The organism is Roseateles sp. NT4 (genome assembly GCF_051857475.1).
GTDB lineage: Bacteria > Pseudomonadota > Gammaproteobacteria > Burkholderiales > Burkholderiaceae_C > Pelomonas.
Window position 1 is genome coordinate 607819 of record NZ_JBPZGZ010000001.1, and the last position, 13994, is coordinate 621812.

Annotated in this window: 17 protein-coding genes; 4 read left to right on the forward strand and 13 right to left on the reverse strand. The window is 66.4% G+C overall.

From position 1 onward, the window contains the following. Positions 1-14: 14 nt before the first annotated feature. Together mog and yjgA are read right to left on the reverse strand one after the other, a co-directional pair. Positions 15-599, reverse strand: a complete 585-nt coding sequence (gene mog / locus ACS5PN_RS02775) for a molybdopterin adenylyltransferase (RefSeq protein ID WP_439462416.1) — start codon at positions 597-599, stop codon at positions 15-17. Continuing rightward, on the reverse strand, positions 592-1128 hold the full coding sequence (gene yjgA, locus ACS5PN_RS02780; protein WP_439462417.1) for a ribosome biogenesis factor YjgA: 537 nt from the start codon (positions 1126-1128) through the stop codon (positions 592-594). Before yjgA ends, mog begins: the two co-directional genes overlap by 8 nt. A gap of 190 nt (positions 1129-1318) precedes the next feature. Here yjgA and ACS5PN_RS02785 point away from each other — a divergent pair, with 190 nt between their 5' ends. From ACS5PN_RS02785 to ACS5PN_RS02795, 3 genes are all read left to right on the forward strand, one after another. Then, complete coding sequence (locus tag ACS5PN_RS02785) at positions 1319-2659, forward strand: serine hydrolase domain-containing protein (RefSeq protein WP_439462418.1); 1341 nt, start codon at positions 1319-1321, stop codon at positions 2657-2659. Between the two features lie 46 nt (positions 2660-2705). Further along, a complete protein-coding gene (pmbA, locus tag ACS5PN_RS02790) occupies positions 2706-4073 on the forward strand; it encodes a metalloprotease PmbA (protein WP_439462419.1) in 1368 nt (455 codons plus the stop codon). 109 nt (positions 4074-4182) lie between these two features. Continuing rightward, positions 4183-5265 (forward strand): TRAP transporter substrate-binding protein, encoded by a 1083-nt coding sequence (locus ACS5PN_RS02795; protein WP_439463683.1) that lies wholly within the window; start codon positions 4183-4185, stop codon positions 5263-5265. A gap of 53 nt (positions 5266-5318) precedes the next feature. Here ACS5PN_RS02795 and ACS5PN_RS02800 read toward each other — a convergent pair whose 3' ends face one another. The 6 genes from ACS5PN_RS02800 to ACS5PN_RS02825 all read right to left on the reverse strand — a co-directional run bounded on the left by ACS5PN_RS02800 (position 5319) and on the right by ACS5PN_RS02825 (position 10095). After that, positions 5319-6893, reverse strand: coding sequence for a TRAP transporter large permease (locus tag ACS5PN_RS02800; protein WP_439463684.1), 1575 nt, complete (start codon positions 6891-6893; stop codon positions 5319-5321). Further along, complete coding sequence (locus ACS5PN_RS02805) at positions 6893-7501, reverse strand: TRAP transporter small permease subunit (RefSeq protein ID WP_439462420.1); 609 nt, start codon at positions 7499-7501, stop codon at positions 6893-6895. The genes ACS5PN_RS02800 and ACS5PN_RS02805 overlap by 1 nt, the downstream gene beginning before the upstream one ends. Positions 7502-7598: 97 nt before the next feature. After that, positions 7599-7943, reverse strand: coding sequence for a TIGR01244 family sulfur transferase (locus tag ACS5PN_RS02810; protein WP_439462421.1), 345 nt, complete (start codon positions 7941-7943; stop codon positions 7599-7601). Positions 7944-7952: 9 nt separating this feature from the next. Continuing rightward, positions 7953-8399 carry a GatB/YqeY domain-containing protein gene (locus ACS5PN_RS02815; RefSeq protein WP_439462422.1) on the reverse strand — a complete coding sequence of 149 codons (447 nt, stop codon included), beginning with the start codon at positions 8397-8399 and terminating at the stop codon, positions 7953-7955. A 108-nt stretch (positions 8400-8507) separates the two neighbouring features. After that, positions 8508-8720, reverse strand: coding sequence for a 30S ribosomal protein S21 (gene rpsU / locus ACS5PN_RS02820; protein ID WP_012346814.1), 213 nt, complete (start codon positions 8718-8720; stop codon positions 8508-8510). 157 nt (positions 8721-8877) lie between these two features. Continuing rightward, a complete protein-coding gene (locus ACS5PN_RS02825; RefSeq protein WP_439462423.1) occupies positions 8878-10095 on the reverse strand; it encodes an NAD(P)/FAD-dependent oxidoreductase in 1218 nt (405 codons plus the stop codon). A gap of 220 nt (positions 10096-10315) precedes the next feature. On the opposite strand from ACS5PN_RS02825, the gene ACS5PN_RS02830 reads away from it, so the two are divergent. Further along, positions 10316-11323, forward strand: coding sequence for a GGDEF domain-containing protein (locus ACS5PN_RS02830; RefSeq protein ID WP_439462424.1), 1008 nt, complete (start codon positions 10316-10318; stop codon positions 11321-11323). Here ACS5PN_RS02830 and ACS5PN_RS02835 read toward each other — a convergent pair. The 5 genes from ACS5PN_RS02835 to nth all read right to left on the reverse strand — a co-directional run bounded on the left by ACS5PN_RS02835 (position 11320) and on the right by nth (position 13989). Continuing rightward, on the reverse strand, positions 11320-12132 hold the full coding sequence (locus tag ACS5PN_RS02835; protein ID WP_439462425.1) for a sulfite exporter TauE/SafE family protein: 813 nt from the start codon (positions 12130-12132) through the stop codon (positions 11320-11322). The two genes, ACS5PN_RS02830 and ACS5PN_RS02835, sit on opposite strands and share 4 nt — an antisense overlap. Beyond that, positions 12129-12587: an EVE domain-containing protein gene (locus ACS5PN_RS02840; RefSeq protein ID WP_439462426.1), complete on the reverse strand. Its 459-nt coding sequence runs from the start codon at positions 12585-12587 to the stop codon at positions 12129-12131. Before ACS5PN_RS02840 ends, ACS5PN_RS02835 begins: the two co-directional genes overlap by 4 nt. 229 nt (positions 12588-12816) lie before the next feature. Further along, on the reverse strand, positions 12817-13116 hold the full coding sequence (locus tag ACS5PN_RS02845) for a cell division protein ZapA (RefSeq protein ID WP_439462427.1): 300 nt from the start codon (positions 13114-13116) through the stop codon (positions 12817-12819). Then, complete coding sequence (locus ACS5PN_RS02850) at positions 13113-13328, reverse strand: DUF904 domain-containing protein (protein WP_439462428.1); 216 nt, start codon at positions 13326-13328, stop codon at positions 13113-13115. The genes ACS5PN_RS02845 and ACS5PN_RS02850 overlap by 4 nt, the downstream gene beginning before the upstream one ends. A gap of 13 nt (positions 13329-13341) precedes the next feature. Further along, positions 13342-13989: an endonuclease III gene (gene nth / locus ACS5PN_RS02855; RefSeq protein WP_439462429.1), complete on the reverse strand. Its 648-nt coding sequence runs from the start codon at positions 13987-13989 to the stop codon at positions 13342-13344. Between the last annotated feature and the right edge of the window lie 5 nt (positions 13990-13994).

Consider the following 13994-nt stretch of genomic DNA (forward strand, 5'->3'; position numbering starts at 1 on the left):
GCTTCGCAGCCTGGTCAGGCTCGAGCGGGGCGAACCGCCGACTTCGGCCGGAAGGCCTTGCAGACCTCGTCGCGGGTCTCGAGATAGGGCCCGCCGATCAGGTCGATGCAATAAGGCACGGAGGCAAAGATGCCGCTGGCCTTCTCGTGGCCGGCCAAGGTCTCGGCGATGGCCTTGGGCTGACCGGGCAGGTTGATGATCAGCGCCTGGCCGCGGATGACGGCGACCTGGCGTGACAGGATGGCCGTCGGCACGAAGTGCAGGGAGATCTGGCGCATCTGCTCGCCAAAGCCGGGCATGACGCGGTCGGCCACGGCCAGTGTCGCTTCGGGTGTCACATCGCGTGGTGCCGGGCCGGTGCCGCCGGTGGTCAGCACCAGGTTGCAGGCTTCGGTATCGACGAGGTCGATCAGGGCCTGCGAGATGCCGGCCTGCTCGTCGGGAATCAGCTTTGGCACGAATTCGATGGGGTTGTGCAGGGCGCTGGACAACCAGTCCTTCAGTGCCGGCAGGCCCTTGTCTTCGTAGACGCCGGTCGAAGCCCGGTCGCTGATGGAGACGATGCCGATCCGTACCGACTCAGGAGCCGCGTCACTCATCTTCGGCCGCGGCTTCTGAGGACTTGATGAACTGGAACAGCTCGCGGAAGGCGCGTCCGCTGCGTTTCTCGGGTTCGTTGGCGGCGTCCTTGCGCGCGGCGCGCACGAGGCTGCGCAACTGCTGGATGTCGACCTCGGCGTGCTCGGCCAGGAACTCCTGCAGTGCGTCGTCGCTGGCCAGCAGGCGCTCGCGCCAGCGCTCGGACTGGTGCAGCTTGAGGCTGTCCTGCGCATGGCCGAGCTTGAAGGCGGCAACGGCTTCGCGGATCGGCTCCGGGTCGATCTTGCGCATCAGCTTGCCGATGTATTGCATCTGGCGGCGCTTGCCCTCGAAGTTGGTGATCTTCTTGGCGTGGCGCAACGCGTCGTAGAGGATTTCGGGCAGGGCCAGCGGCTCCCAACGGCTCTCGGGCAGGGCGAGCAAATCGTCGCCCAGCTTCTGCAGCGCGGTCGAGTCACGCTTGAGCTGGGACTTGCTGGGGCGGTCGAAGTCGTCGTCGTCTTCGAATTCAGGAGTGTTTTCTTGCATCGGGGGCCGTGTTCGGGCGAGACCTTACATTGTCGCCCACCCCGATTCAGTCTGCCTCATGCCCCAAGCTCTGCGCCTCCTGTTCGCCTGCACCGTGTTGGTTGGCGTCGCCCACGCGGCGCCGCAGGGGCGCGTCTGCGTACAGCAGGCTGGGGCCGATGCAAGGCGAGTGGCTTTCGAGGAGGGAGTGATGCCGAGCGTCGTGTTCGAGGGCGAGACGCAGGCGCAACGCTTGAGCGCGCGCATGGCCGAGCAGCATGTGCCGGGCCTGGGCGTGGCGGTGATCCGCGCCGGCCGGCTGGACTGGGCGGCCGTCTATGGTGTGCGCGCGGTCGGCAAGCCGGCGGTGTCCTGCCGTACGCTGTTCCAGGCAGGGTCGCTGGCCAAGCCCGCCACGGTGCTGGCCGCGCTGCGGCTGGCCGACGCCGGACGGCTGGACTGGGACCGCGATGTCGCCGCCCTGCTGCGCGGCGTGCAGCTGCCGGCAGGAAAGCAAAGTGCCGAGCATCCGGTGACGCTGCGCAAGCTTTTCGCCCACACCGCGGGCATCACGCCGGGCGGCTATCCCGGCTATGCGCAGGGCGGGCCGGTGCCGTCGCTGGTCGATATCGTCACGGCGGCGCCCGGCACGAACACGCCGCGGGTCGAGGTGCTGGACACGCCCGGTGCCAACCTGCGCTATTCAGGCGGCGGCTACACGCTGGCCCAGATCGCCATGCAGGACACGCAGGGCCTGGCATTCGAGCCGCTGATGAGACGCTGGCTTTTCGAGCCCGCCAAGATGCGCGTCGCCACGTTTGCCTTGCAGTCGCCGGGCGCCGATGTCGCCGAGGGACATGCGGACAGCGGCGCTGCCGTGCCGGGCGGATGGCTGCACCTGCCCGAGAGTGCCGCGGCGGGGTTGTGGTCCAACGCCAGCGACCTGGCCCTGCTGCTCACTGAGGTCTGGAAGGGCTATCACGGCCACAGCGCCGTGTTCCGCCAGGCCAGCCTGCGCAAGCTGCTGGACACCCCGCCCATCGACGGCCATGTCTACGGCTTTCGCGTCGTTGGCGAGGGCGATCAACGCTTGCTGGTGCACTACGGCGGCACCACGGGCTACAACGCCGGCATGGCCATCAATCTGCGCACGGGTGACGGCGCCGTCTACCTGGCCAACGGCGAAGGCGGACGAGGGCTGGGCAACGAAGTGCTGGTGGCGGTATCGCACCTGTATGGCTGGCCGCAGTTTCACGAAACGCGTGTGCGCCGCGCCAGCCTCGATTCCGCGGCCGTTGCAGGCCTGGGCGGGCGTTATGCCTTCGGCGCCTCCGGTCCGCGCGTTGTCGTCGAGCAGACTCAGGCCGAGCTGACCTTGGTCTTTCCCAACGGCGACCGTTACCTGCTGACACCCATCGAAGCATCCGAACCGCTGCAGTTCATCCATGCGGGCCGCGGCGTGCGGGCTGGTTTCCAGCGCGGTGCCGCCGGAGTCGTCACGCTGCAGCTCTACGGCCAGCAGGGCCTCCGTGAGGCCGATGCCAAGCCCTGATTTCCCGAGGCCTATGATTGCCTCTCACCCCGATTCGATGCCTTTCATGTCCCAAGCCCAAGCCGGTTTCGCCTACAGCCCCGAACAGTTCCAGCAGTGGATAGAAGACGCCCTCGCGGAGGCGAAGAAACTGGGCGCCAGCGATGCCGGCGCCGAGGTGTCGGAAGGCTGCGGCCTGTCGGTTTCGGCCCGCTTGGGGCAGCTGGAAAACGTTGAGCGCAACCGCGACAAGTCGCTGGGCATCTCGGTCTACCTGGGCCAGCGCCGCGGCAACGCCAGCACTTCCGACTTCTCCGCTCAGGCCATCCGCGACACGGTGCGCGCGGCCTATGACATCGCCCGCTTCACGGCCGAAGATGAGTTCGCCGGCCTCCCGGACGAAGCCGACCTGGCACTCGACGCCTCGGCGCGGCCCGAACTGGACCTCTTTCACCCCTGGGCCATCGACGCCGCGGCGGCCGCCGAGATCGCGCTGCGTTGCGAGGCTGCGGCCCTCTCCGTGGACAAGCGCATCACCAACAGCGAGGGCGCGGCCGTGTCGGCCCAGCAGTCGCATTTCTGGATGGGCAACACGCGCGGCTTTCGTGGTGGCTATGCCAGCTCGCGCCACTCGTTGTCCGTCGCGCCCATCGCCGGCCGTGGCAATGACATGCAGCGCGACGCCTGGTACAGCTCCATGCGCGACGCTGCCGACCTGGCCTCGGCCGAGGCCGTCGGCCGCTATGCCTCTGAGCGCGCTCTCTCCAGGCTGAAGGCGCGCAAGGCCGCGACGGCCGAGGTGCCGGTGCTGTTCGAGAGTACGGTGGCCATAGGCCTGCTGGGCGCCCTGGTGCAGGCCACCAGCGGTGGTGCCTTGTACCGCCGCACCACCTTCCTGCTCGACAGCCTGGGCCAGCCGGTCACGGCGGCGCATATCGACATCAGCGAGGACCCGCATGTGAAGAAGGGCAAGGGCAGCTCGCCCTTCGACGACGAAGGTGTCGTCACGCGTGCGCGCTCGGTCGTCGAAGGCGGCGTGCTGCAGGGCTATTTCCTGTCCAGCTATTCGGCCCGCAAGCTGGGCATGAAAACGACCGGCCATGCCGGTGGTTCGCACAATCTGCGCATGTCCAGCCGCGCCACGGCGCCCGGCGATGATCTGCCGACCATGATCCGGCGCCTGGGCACGGGCCTGCTCGTCACCGAGCTGATGGGGCAGGGCGTCAACTACGTGACCGGCGACTACTCGCGCGGTGCCAGCGGTTACTGGGTCGAGAACGGAGAGATCGCCTACCCGGTGCATGAAGTCACCATCGCCGGCAACCTCAAGGACATGCTGATGAACATCGTCGGCATCGGTGCCGACGAGTACTCGATGGGCACCAAGACCATCGGATCGGTGTTGGTCACCGGCATGAAATTGGCGGGCAATTGAGGCGTTCGCGTCCGGGGTAAATCCGGGCGAGTGCAGGGGTTTCGCTTCCTAGAATCGCCCGGCGCTTCACCTCTCTTTGCAAATCCGAAAACAGGAGACTTCAATGACCATGGAACGTCGTTCCTTCGTGCGCCATGCCGGCCTGGCTGGCGTGCTGGCGGCCGGTGCCGCCCCGGCCATCGTGCAGGCCCAGGCCCAGCTGCGCTGGCGCCTCGCATCGAGCTTCCCGAAGTCGCTGGACACCATCTTCGGTGCGGCCGACGTCTTCGCGAAGAAGGTCTCCGAGATGACGAGCGGCAAGTTCCAGATCTCGGTGCATGCCGGCGGCGAGATCGTGCCGGCCCTGCAGGTCGTCGATGCGGTGCAGGGCGGCACCGTCGAGATCGCGCACACCGCGCCCTACTACTTCTTCGGCAAGGACGAGACCTTCGCGCTGGGCTGCGCCATCCCCTTCGGCCTGAACAGCCGCCAGATGACGGCCTGGATGGTGGAAGGCAATGGCCTGAAGCTGATGCGCGATTTCTATCGCAACTACAACATCATCAATTTCCTCGGCGGCAACACCGGTGCCCAGATGGGCGGCTGGTACCGCAAGGAGATCAAGAGCATCGCCGACATGAAGGGCCTGAAGATCCGCATCGGCGGCTTCGCGGGCCGTGTCATGGAGCGCATGGGTGCGGTGCCCCAGCAGATCGCCGGTGGCGAGATCTATTCGGCGCTGGAGAAGGGCACCATCGACGCCGCCGAGTGGGTCGGTCCCTACGATGACCAGAAGCTGGGCTTCAACAAGGTCGCGCCCAACTACTACTACCCCGGCTGGTGGGAAGGCGGCCCGCAGCTGGACTTCTTCATCAACACCAAGGCCTGGGATGCGCTGTCGACCGAGTACAAGGCCATCGTCGAGGCGGCCTCGGCCATGGCCCACATCGACATGCAGGCCAAGTACGACGCCAAGAACCCGGCCGCGCTGAAGCAGCTGGTCGGCTCCGGCACCAAGCTGTTCCGTTTCCCCAAGGACACCATGGACGCGGCCTTCAAGGAGTCCATGGGTATCTACGCCGAGCTGTCGGCCAAGAACCCGAACTGGAAGAAGGTCTACGAGGACTATTCCAACTTCCGCCGCGACCAGAACCTGTGGTTCCGCTTTGCCGAAGCCGGCTTCGACGACTTCATGCAGGCGCAAAAGCTCTGAACCGCTGCTGCAAAGAAAAAGCCCCGCACTGCGGGGCTTTTTTGTTGGCGCGCTTATTTCTTGGCGGCGTCCTGTTCGAGGGCGCGGCGCACCGCATCACCGTCGTCGGCTGGCGCGCTGGCGGACGAAGCCGCTGAAGCCGCCGGCTCGGGGGCGAACAGCTTGCTGGCGTCGTCGGCGCTCATCTCGTTGCTGCCCTTGTCGTGGCCGCCCATCTGCTGCAGCAGCTCCGAGGCCTGGTTCAGGTCGACCGCCTTCTCCTTGTCGAGGAAGGCCGTCACCGTCTGCGGGAAGAAGATGACGATGGCCACCAGGATGAGCTGCATCAGCACCCAGGGAATCGAGCCGAGGTAGATGTCGTTGGACTCGACCTTCTTCGGGATCGAGCCATTCTTGAACAGGGTGTCGGAGATGCCGCGCAGGTAGAAGAGGGCGAAGCCGAAAGGCGGATGCATGAAGCTGGTCTGCATGTTCACGCACAGCATGACGCCGAACCAGACCAGATCGATGCCCATCTTGTCCGCCACCGGGCCCAGCAGCGGCAGGATGATGAAGGCGATCTCGAAAAAGTCGAGGAAGAAGGCCAGGAAGAAGATGAAGAGGTTGACGGCAATCAGGAAGCCGATCTGCCCGCCCGGCAGGTTGCTGAGCATGTGCTCGATCCAGCGGCCGCCCTCGACGCCCTGGAAGACCAGCGAGAAGGTGCGCGAGCCGATCAGGATGAAGACCACCATGGCCGTGATGCGCATGGTGCCCAGCATGGTCTCCTTGATCAGCGGCCAGTTCAGGCGCCTGTGCAGGCCGGCCAGGATGAAGGCGCCGACGGCGCCCATGGCGCCCGCCTCGGTCGGTGTGCAGATGGCCGTGTCGATGCCCGGCAGGCCGCCCATCGAGCCCAGCACGGCGAAGATCAGCACGGCTGAGGGGATGATGCCGCGCAGGCATTTCTTCCACAGCGCCCAGCCCTGCAGTGTGCGGGCTTCCTTCGGGACGCCGGGCACGTGGTGGGGCTTCACGCGGCTCAGCACGAAGGTGTAGAGCGCGAAGATCAGCACCTGCAGGATGGAGGGGCCCCAGGCGCCCTTGTACATGTCGCCCACCGAGCGACCGAGCTGGTCGGCCAGCACGACCAGCACCAGCGAGGGCGGCACTAGCTGCGTGATGGTGCCCGACGCGGCCAGCACGCCGGTCGCGTAGCGCATGTTGTAGCCGTAGCGCATCATGACCGGCAGCGAGATCATGGCCATGGCGATGACCTGGCCGGCCACGGTGCCGGTGATGGCGCCGAGGATGAAGCCGACGATGATGACCGAGTAGCCCAGGCCACCGCGCACAGGGCCGAACAGCTGGCCCATCGAATCGAGCATGTCTTCCGCGAGGCCGCATTTCTCCAGCAGCGAGCCCATCAGCGTGAAGAAGGGGATGGCCAGCAGCAGGTCGTTGGACAGGATGCCAAAGACGTTCTGCGGCAGGGCGCTCATGAACTCCGGCGGGAACCAGCCCTGGCTGACGGCGAAGAAGCCGCAGGCCAGGCCCAGGGCCGCCAGCGAGAAGGCGACGGGGAAGCCGATCAGCATGATGGCGATCAGCCCCGCGAACATCAGCGGCGGGAAGCTCTCCATCGAGATCATTGCAGCGGCCTCTCGTAGTGCGTATCCATCTCGAACTTGTGCGCGAGCCAGGCCACGCGCTTGATGATTTCGGCCAGCCCCTGCAGCGTGACGAGGGCGAAGCCCAGCGGCAGCACCAGCGCGGCCGGCCAGCGGATCAGGCCGCCGGCGTTGCTCGACACCTCACCCGAGGTCAGCAGCTTGGTGGTGTAGGCCATCAGCCCCATGCTGGCGATCGAATCACCGGGCGCCATGCCGGTGCTGAGCTTGACGACGAAGAAGCCCCAGGACAGCCAGGTCAGGTAGAGCATGACCGGCATCAGGAAGAGGATGAGGCCGAACAGGTCGACATAGACCTTGCCGTGGCCGGTGAGCCGGCTGTAGACCAGGTCGACGCGCACATGCTCGTTCAGGCGCAGCACCTGGGCCGCGCCCAGCATCACGCAGGCCGCGAACAGATACCACTGGATCTCGAGGAAGGAGTTGGAGCTGTAGTCCAGGCTGTAGCGGACGACGGCGTTGGCAGCGCTGATGAAGCAGGACAGCAGCACGGCCCAGGCGGCAAACTTGCCGAAGCGGTCGTTGAGGCTGTCGATGCGCTGCGCCAGGGAGAGCAGGGCGTTCATGGAGGAGACGGCAGAAATGCGAAGCGGTCGCCAATGTAGCGACCGCTTGAGGGGTGGCGGCTTCGTTCAGCCGTCGCCGAGGGTAAGCCCCGACGCTTCAGCCGAGTTGCTGGGCCTGCATGAACAGGCGGGTCGAGCGAGCGCCGGAGCGGCAGAACACCAGCAGCGGGCGCGGCAGCTCGGCCAGCAGATCGGCAAATGCCGCGATCTCCTCGGGCGACTGGTAGCCACCGGCCACCGGCAGGTGGCGGTACTCGAGGCCGACGGCTTCAGCGGCGGCCTGGATGGCAGCCGAGGTTGGCTGGTCGGGGCCGTGCTCGAAGTCGGGGCGGTTGTTGATCACGGCCTTGAAGCCCATGGCCGCGGCTTCGGCCATGGCTTCGGGTGTCAGCTGCGGTGCGGCGCAGATGTCAGGGGCGATCGCTTGCATGGGCAGGCTCATGGCGACTCCTTACTTGGCCAGCGCGGCTTTGACCGCGGCGGACACCACGCTCATCTCGGCGCTGTTGCCCAGGGCAGCCTTGGCCGCAGCCATGACCTTGCCCATGTCGCCCGGGCCGCTGGCACCCAGCTCGGCGACGATGGCCTTGACCTTCTCGGCAACGGCCTCGGCCGACAGGCGCTCGGGCAGGTAGACCTGCAGCACGGCCAGCTCGGCGGTTTCCTTGGCGACGAGGTCGTCACGGCCGGCGGCGGCGAACTGGCTGATCGAGTCCTTGCGCTGCTTGATCAGCTTGTCGACGATGGCGACGAGGGCGGCGTCATCGACGACGACGCGTTCGTCGACTTCCTTCTGCTTGACGGCGGCCAACAGGCCGCGGATGGTCAGCAGACGGTCGCTTTCCTTGGCGCGCATCGCGGCCTTCATGTCTTCGGTGATGCGGTCTTTCAGGCTCATGGGGAGATCCGGTTCAAAAAGACAAAAACCCGCAACAGCGTCCTGTAGCGGGTTTTGGAGTTCACCGGAGTTGTCGTGAAACAAGGCTCCGGGTCGCGTCAGAGACGATCAGTACAGCTTCTTGGGCAGCTGCATGCTGCGCACGCGCTTGTAGTGGCGCTTGACGGCGGCAGCCTTCTTGCGCTTGCGCTCGGCGGTGGGCTTTTCGTAGAACTCGCGGGCGCGGAGTTCGGTCAGCAGGCCCAGCTTTTCGATGGTGCGCTTGAAGCGACGCAGGGCGACGTCGAACGGCTCGTTTTCCTTGACGCGGATGGTGGTCATGTATTTCCTTCAGATTGCGCTCGGTGTTCGCAGCTAGTTTCAGCAGCAGGTTCCGGATTACTGCGTCACTTCTTGACGACGGCAGCGAATCGACGCGCGGGTTTGCCAGCAAAGCCGAGGATTGTAGCCGGGAAATCAAGGACTTGCCAAGATTTGCTCAGGCGGACGCGAATGAGTCGGCCATGGCCCGCGCGCAGGCGGCCGCACTGGCCCAGGCCCACTGGAAGTTGTAGCCCCCCAGCCAGCCCGTCACGTCGACCACTTCGCCGATGAAATACAGGCCCGGCAGGCGTTTGCTCTCCAGGGTCTGGGAGCTGAGGTCTCGGGTCGAGACGCCGCCACGCATGACCTCGGCCTTGCGCCAGCCCTCGTCGCCGCTGGGCATCAGCTGCCACTCGTGCACGCTGCGGCCCAGGCGCTGCAAGTCGGCGTCGCGGCATTCGGCCAGCGGCTTGGCGGCGTCCAGTCCGGCGCGTTCCAGCCAGGCCGAGGCGAGGCGCTGGGGCAGGCGGGCGGCGAACTCGTTGCCGAGCTGGCGCCGTGACGCCGTCTTGGCTTCGACGAGTTCCTTGTCCAAGTGCAGTTCCGGCGCCAGATTCAGCTGCAGCGCCTGGCCGTCGGTGCGGTAGCTGGATATCTGCAGGATGGCCGGGCCGCTGAGGCCGCGGTGGGTGAACAGCAGGTCTTCCAGGAAGCGCATGCGCGTCTTGCCGCTGCCCACGCTGACCTCCACGGGCAGTGACAGGCCGGCCAGGGCGGCGAAGGGGGCCCAGGCATCCGGGTCGAAGGTCAGCGGTACCAGGGCAGGCCGTGGTTCGACGATGGCATGCTCGAAACGCTTGGCCAGGCGCAGTCCCCAATCGCTGGCACCAATCTTGGGCACCGGCAGGCCGCCGGTCGCGACGACCAGCCGGGGCGTGCTGACAGGGCCCTGGCTGGTGTCCAGCTCGAAGCCACCCCCAGGCAGCTGCCTGACGTCCGCCACGGTGCAGGGCTGCCAGCGCGTGACGCCGCCGGCCTCGCACTCCTTGACCAGCATCCGGATGATCTGCTCCGCGGAGTCGTCGCAAAACAACTGGCCTTTGTGCTTCTCATGGAAGGCGATGCCGTGGCTCTGCACCAGCTTGATGAAGTCCTGGGATGTATAGCGTGCCAGGGCCGAGCGACAGAAGGCCGGGTTTTCGGACAGGAAGTTGGCCGGCCCTGCGTCACGATTCGTGAAATTGCACCGGCCACCTCCCGAAATACGAATTTTTTCGGCCAGCTTGGGTGCGTGGTCGATCAGCAGCACCTTGAGCCCGCCTTGGCCGGCCAGGCCTGCGCAGAACAGGCCTGCAGCCCCCGCACCCACCACCACCGCATCGAATCCCTGCATAGACCTCCCGTGAATGGGGCGGGATTGTCGTGGGTGGCGGCGTCGAAACTCGTTAGGATTCAGATCAGCTAGCAAACGGGCCTTCTAGGGGGGAGGCCCGATTCGTGGGGTGGCGCGGTCTTGCTGGCGCCGCTTTGGCCCCACTACAGTCCCCCGACACCCTTGGCACTCGCAACTTTTTGTTGCGAGTGCGTGATCGCATCAAAACGATTTCATGGACATGACCGCTGACCCAACCGCGATGCAGCCGCCACCCGGCAGCCTGGCGCATTGGCTGGCTGGCCATGGGGAGCTGGGCAGCGACGCGCTGGTCGGCCTGGTCTCGCTGATCGAGCCCCTGGGCAGCCAGGCGGCAATCAAGGCCATGTCCACGGGCCGCTATGTGTTCGCGAGCGCGGGCCTGGCGCAGATGTTCGAGCGCGAGGCCGTCGTCGGCCACACGGACGCCGAGCTGCTCAAGCCCGATGAAACGACGGCCTTGCGCCGCGTCGAACAGACGGTCATGGCCCAGCGCCACTCCGTCGTCAGCGAGCACAAGCTGGAAATCAGCGGCCGCCGTCGCGAGTTCAGCGTGACCCGCCTGGCCCTCAGCTCCGATTTCCTGCTGTCGGTCTGGCACGAGCGCACCGAGGAGCGCCACCGCGAGGCCCATCTGCAGCGCGCCCTGGCCCAGATCGAGCAGCAGCAATCCTCGATCGAGCAGATCCGCCGCGAGTTGCAGCAGGGCTCGGGCCGCGACGACGTCTCGGGCCTCTACATGCGCGCCCAGTTCGACGACCAGCTGCTGCGCGAGATCGACCTGTCCTCGCGCGAGCATCGCGAGTTCGCCCTGGTCATCATTGCGCTGGACGCTTCGTCTGCCATCGCCGGCCTGGGCGACGATGCCCAGCAGCGCCTGCTCGAAGGCATAGGCCGCATGCTGCGCGCCAACACGCGTGCGATGGACTCGGCCTGCCGCATCGGCCCGCAGCGCTTTGCCGTGCTGCTGTCCGGCGTCGGCTTGGCGACGGCCCATGCGCGCATGGAGCAGTTGCGCCGCCAATGCGCAGCCCAGATCGTCGTGCTGAACGGCCAGGATCTGGGCCTGTCCATCTCCATGGGCGTGTCCAGTTTCCCGCACACGGCCTCGCGTCAGGATGAGCTGATGGCGGCCAGCGAGGCCGCCGTTCACGAGGCCCAGCGCCGCGGCGGCAATCAGGTGGTGCTGGCGTCCATCGCCTTCGGCTAGAGCTCGCTCAGGCCTTTGTAGAGCATGTAGGCCGCGAGCGCGAACAGCAGCATCGCGAAGACCTTCTTCAGCTGCGCCACATCCATGGCATGGGCCGCACGCGCGCCCAGTGGCGCCATCGTCACGCTGGCCGTGGCGATCAGGGCCAGGGCGGGCAGATAGAGATAGCCGAAGCTGCCCGGCAGCGCGGGCTCGAGCCCCCAGCCGCCGACGAGATAACCCACGGTGTTGGCGACGGCGATGGGGAAGCCCAATGCCGCGCTGGTGGCCACCGCAAAGTGCACCGGCACATTGCACCAGACCATGAAGGGCACGCTGACAAAGCCGCCGCCAGCGCCCACCAGGCCGGACAGCGTGCCGATGCCCGCACCTGCACCGAACTGGCCGGCCGCGCCGGGCATCTGGCGGCTGGGCGCCGGCCGTCTGTTGCGCAGCATCTGCCAGCCCGAGAAGCTGACGAAGGCGCCAAAGACCAGGGCCAGCCAGGCCCCTTTCAGCAGGGCGAACAACCCAGCGCCCGAGAGCAGGCCGCCGGCAAGGATGCCCGGCGCCAGGCCCTTGACGAGGTCCCAGCGCACGGCGCCCCGCTGGTGGTGGGCGCGCACGCTGGACAGCGAAGTGAACATGATGGTCGCCATCGAGGTGGCAATGGCCATCTTGACCGCCAGGCCCGGCTCGACGCCACGCTGGTTCAGGATGAAGGTCAGGATGGGCACCATCAGCATGCCGCCGCCGATGCCGAGCAGGCCCGCCAGGAAGCCGGCTGCCAGGCCCAGGGCCAGCAGCTCGGCGACGAGGCCGGCCGTCATTTCGTGTGCAGCCGCTTCAGCACCGCCTGCCACTCGGCCGGCGTGACCGGCGTGATCGACAGCCGGCTGCCGCGCTCCAGCACGCGCATCGACGCGAGTTCGGGCGCATCGCGCATTTCCTTGAGGCTCAGCAGCCTCGTCGTCTCGCGCCAACGCACGTCGACATGCACCCAGCGCGGTGCTTCACGCTTGGACTTGGCGTCGTAGTAATGGCTTTCGGGATCGAACTGCGTGGCATCCGGATAGGCCCCGCTGCAGACCTCTGCTAGGCCGGCGATGCCGGGTTCTGGGCAGGACGAGTGATAGAAAAGCACCCCGTCGCCCAGCTGCATGTCGTCGCGCATGAAGTTGCGCGCCTGGTAGTTGCGCACGCCCGTCCAGGGCAGGGTGCCGGAGCGCTGCAGATCGAGGATGGAAGCCTCGTCGGGCTCGGACTTCATCAGCCAGTAGTTCATGGGCCGATGCTAAGGGAGGGGCGCGGAAAAGAGGTGTCCACCGCAATCCTGGGGGCCGAGATCCTGAACACCCAGGGGTAATCAGGTGGGCGAGGTCAACCGGACTTCGGGTTCATCTGACGCGAGACGATCACGCCCGTCCGGCATTTTCCAAGCCCTTGCTCATAGAGCATCGGATGAAGGAAATAAAGCCCCAGAGGAAAGCGATGGACGGAACGGATTCTACGACTCAGAGCAGTTGCCCATCGTGTCCAAGCGCCTCATCCAGTCTCTTGATGAGGGTATCCATGTCGGGACTTGCAAGCGATGTTGCCGACGGTGCGTCGCGTGGCACTTCGGCGAGCTGATAGGCCAGGTTCAGAGCAGCCAGCACGGCAATGCGCTCGCGTGCCTTGACCTTGCCGGCGTCGCGGATGGCGCTCATCTCGCGGTCCACCTGGGCGACGGCCGAGCTCAGCGCGGCCTCGCCGCCTTCGGGGCAGCCGAGCAGATAGCTCTGGCCCATGATGGTCACTTCCATCTGCTTCATGGCTGCTGTTCTTCTTTCGAGGCTTCGACGGGCAGGCGTTCGAGCAGCGCGTCAACGCGTGCGCGTGCGGCGTTCAGCCGCGAGCGCAGGCTGTCGCGCTCCTGCATGATGGCGGTCAGTTGAACCTGCAGCAGCAGATTCGTGCGAAGGATTTCGTCGTGGCGCAGCAGCAGGCGCTCCACGCGTTCGGTCAAGTCGTTCAGGCTGGCCATGGATGGGCTCGAATCAGGCGGCGGCCGCAGATTTTAGTTGGCGACCGTAGTCGCACTCGTTGATGACGGCACAAACATTGCAAAGCGGCTTGCGCGCCTGGCAGACATAGCGGCCGTGCAGGATCAGCCAGTGATGGGCATCGACGCTGTAGGCCGGCGGCACGCGCTTGAGCAGGCCGAGCTCGACGGCCAGTGGCGTCTTGCCCGGCGCCAGGCCGGTGCGGTTGCTGACGCGAAAGATATGCGTGTCGACGGCCATGGTCGGCTCGCCGAAGGCGACGTTGAGCACGACATTGGCCGTCTTGCGGCCGACACCGGGCAGGGCTTCCAGCGCCTCGCGCGTGCGTGGCACTTCACCGCCATGCAGGTCGATCAGCATCTGGCAGGTCTGCAGCAGGTGCTTGGCCTTGCTGCGGTACAGGCCGATGGTCTTGATGTGGCTCTCCAGCCCTTCGGTGCCCAGGGCCAGGATCTGGGCCGGCGTGTTGGCGACGGCGAACAGGCGCTTGGTGGCCTTGTTGACGCCGACGTCAGTGGCCTGGGCCGACAGCAGCACGGCCGTCAACAGCTCGAAGACGCTGGAGAACTCCAGTTCCGTCTGGGGGGCCGGATTGGCGGCTTTCAGCGTGGCGAAGAAGCGTTCGATCTGCGCGGCGTTCATGCCGG